Below are 2,440 nucleotides of genomic sequence, written 5' to 3'. Positions count from 1 at the left end.
GAACCACCCAGATGCGCTACAAATTCCGCGCACCAGACTCCTCGGTGATCACGACCATTCAAGAACACTATGCAGGGTTTGCATCTAGAGATACCCTCACCCTCAACCGTCCAATTACGGATCTCGGTCGTGATGGAAGCGATCTCGTATTCATCGGCACCCTAACATTCGGCCAGGGTCAAGTACCCCAGAGCCTGCCCTCAGGCGTAAGCCAGCAGTCCATCATCATCACCCCTATCACCCCTCCTCCCTCCATCACGGGTAGAACCACGGTCACGGTTACCGTTAACACCACGAGTGGTATCGCATACTCCGGCTCCTATGTCTACGATGTCTACTCCAACTGCCCCTAGAAAGGACTTCTGAAACTTATGCTGCGTTCCCTTTTGCTTTTGCTACTAGCTCTGGCCCTTTCATCCTGCATTTTGCTGGTGGAAGACGAACCCCAGCGCCCCGTCCAGCCGGTGCAGCCCGTGACCCCGGTTACCCCGGTGCAGCCCAGTATTGTCACTCCTGGCCCAGGGAGCTTCACCTACCGATGCAGCGGGGGTACCCTGGTGGTGAACTACCTGGATAGCAACAGTCTGCGGCTGTTTTATGATGGCGCCTTCCAGAACCTGGGCCTGGTGCGCCGCAGCCCCACCTTGCTGTTTAGCGGAGGGGCCTACACCTGGGAGTGGACAGGCAGCCGGGGCGCCCTTTCGGTGGGTGGCCGGGTGGTGCTGAGCAACTGCGCCCTGTAAAGATTCCGGCTTCGGAGGAAGTATGAAAAATTTCACTGGCATACTGGGTCTGGCTTTGCTTGCTCCAGCCCTGGCACAGCCCTTGCGCCCCCAGAGCATTATCGTGAATCCCACCCCTCCGCCAGACCTCCAGGTGCGGGTCTGGGTGGACAAAGACCCCAGCAAGACTGCCAATCCGGTCTACGGGTTTGGCGAAAACATGCAGATCTCGGTTCAGGTGACCCAGCCCGCCCATGTCTACCTGTTTAGCGTGCGGGCCACCGGCGAGATTAGCGGGATTCTCCCCAATGCCTTTGAACAGCAGAATTTTCTCCAGGCGGGAGAAGTCCGCACCTTTCCTGGGCCACGGGCGCTTTATACCTTCACCATACAGCCCCCGCCGGGGCAGGCCCGGGTGCTGGCCGTAGCCAGCCGCCGCCCGCTGGATGTCTCGGAGATTGTCAACATCCAGACCGGCGAGGCCCGTATCCAGGGCGAGACCAACCTGTCCCGCGCCCTCTCGATTGTGGTCACGCCCATCCCGACCCAGGACTGGGTGACCGACGAGGCCTTTTACATTGCCGGGCATTTCGTGCCACCCCCGCCGGCGACCGGAACCCTGTCGGTGAGCAGCACCCCCAGCGGCGCCCAGGTGCTAATTGGCGGGCGGGTGGTGGGGAGTACGCCCCTCATCCTCGAGCTGAGTCCGGGAACCTACAGCCTCGAGCTGCGCCGTAGCGGCTTCAGTACCCTGCGCACCACCTTTACGATCCAGGCCGGCCAGGTTACGCGGCTGAGCCTACCCCTGACGGCCCTACCCCCTCCTACCGGGATACTGGTGGTAGATAGCAGACCCACAGGCGCACAGGTGCTGGTGAACGGCCGGTTGGTGGGGAGTACCCCACTCAATATGAGTCTTGTCCCTGGGCTGTACACGGTGGAGCTGCGTCGTCCTGGGTTCAGTCCCTTCCGTACCAGTGTCAATATCCAGGCCGGACGCACCTCACGGGTTAGTGTGACCCTGGTCAGCATTGCTCCGCCTCCCCCCCCACCCCCGGTACGACCCGTGCAGCCGGTTCAACCCGTACCCCCGGTCCAGCCGGTGCCGCCGGTTCGCCCGGTTCCCACCGGCACCCTCACCTATACCTGTGAGGGCGGCACACTGGTGGTCAACTACATCAGCGCCAACCAGGTGCGGGTCTTCTACGATGGGGCCTTCCATACCCTGACCCTGGTTCGCACCAGTCCCGATCTGGTCTTCACCGACAACATCTATACCTGGGAACTCGGACGGTTTGGGCGTCTGAATGTGCGGGGCCAGGTGGTGCTGTTCAACTGTAGAGTCTGAGGCCGCCCGACACCTCCTCTTGGTAAAAACTAGCGCCAACCCCCTCCAGAGCGCAAAGCCTGGAGGGGGTTGTTTTTCCGCCCATGGAGGCTGTAACGACTTCCGGGGAGGTGTGGAGGAGAGCCTCGAGCCTCACGAGTCCGATGAGGTCAAGTTCCAGGAGCCTGATGCAGCGCATAGGCTCGAGGCAGTCCAGAAAAGCGCATCCCCAGCTTCTGGACTGCTTCGCATCTATCGGACGCTTGACGAATCAGATTCTAGAGGGCGTGTATGAGTATCTTCCTGAAAACCTCCGCACTTCCGGGCCCCAACGGCTCTACGCCTAAGGCTTTTGCGGATTAGTTTACAATTATTGTCAACTTTTCCTGGA

The 2,440-nt window shown here is 60.6% G+C and carries 3 protein-coding genes; all 3 read left to right on the top strand.

Annotation, left to right across the window (positions count from 1 at the left end; all coding sequences use genetic code 11):
- A partial coding sequence (locus Q0288_RS15955) for a hypothetical protein (RefSeq protein ID WP_299432637.1) occupies positions 1 to 353 on the top strand: 353 nt, incomplete at its 5' end.
- An 18-nt stretch (positions 354 to 371) separates the two neighbouring features.
- Positions 372 to 743, top strand: coding sequence for a hypothetical protein (locus tag Q0288_RS15950; RefSeq protein WP_299432632.1), 372 nt, complete (start codon positions 372 to 374; stop codon positions 741 to 743).
- A 22-nt stretch (positions 744 to 765) separates the two neighbouring features.
- The gene (locus Q0288_RS15945) at positions 766 to 2,070 is read left to right on the top strand and encodes a PEGA domain-containing protein (protein WP_299432629.1); all 1,305 of its coding nucleotides are present in this window, start codon (positions 766 to 768) and stop codon (positions 2,068 to 2,070) included.
- Positions 2,071 to 2,440 lie beyond the last annotated feature (370 nt).

This window comes from uncultured Meiothermus sp., from assembly GCF_937863175.1.
Classification (GTDB): Bacteria; Deinococcota; Deinococci; order Deinococcales; family Thermaceae; genus Meiothermus.
The sequence above is the reverse complement of the archived record's forward strand: the minus strand, read 5'-3'. Positions and strand labels throughout refer to the sequence as shown.

Excerpts from the sequence above, each read along its gene's own strand:
- Q0288_RS15950 (WP_299432632.1), top strand. The coding sequence starts at position 372 with ATGCTGCGTTCCCTTTTGCTTTTGCTACTAGCTCTGGCCCTTTCATCC.
- Q0288_RS15945 (WP_299432629.1), top strand. The coding sequence starts at position 766 with ATGAAAAATTTCACTGGCATACTGGGTCTGGCTTTGCTTGCTCCAGCC.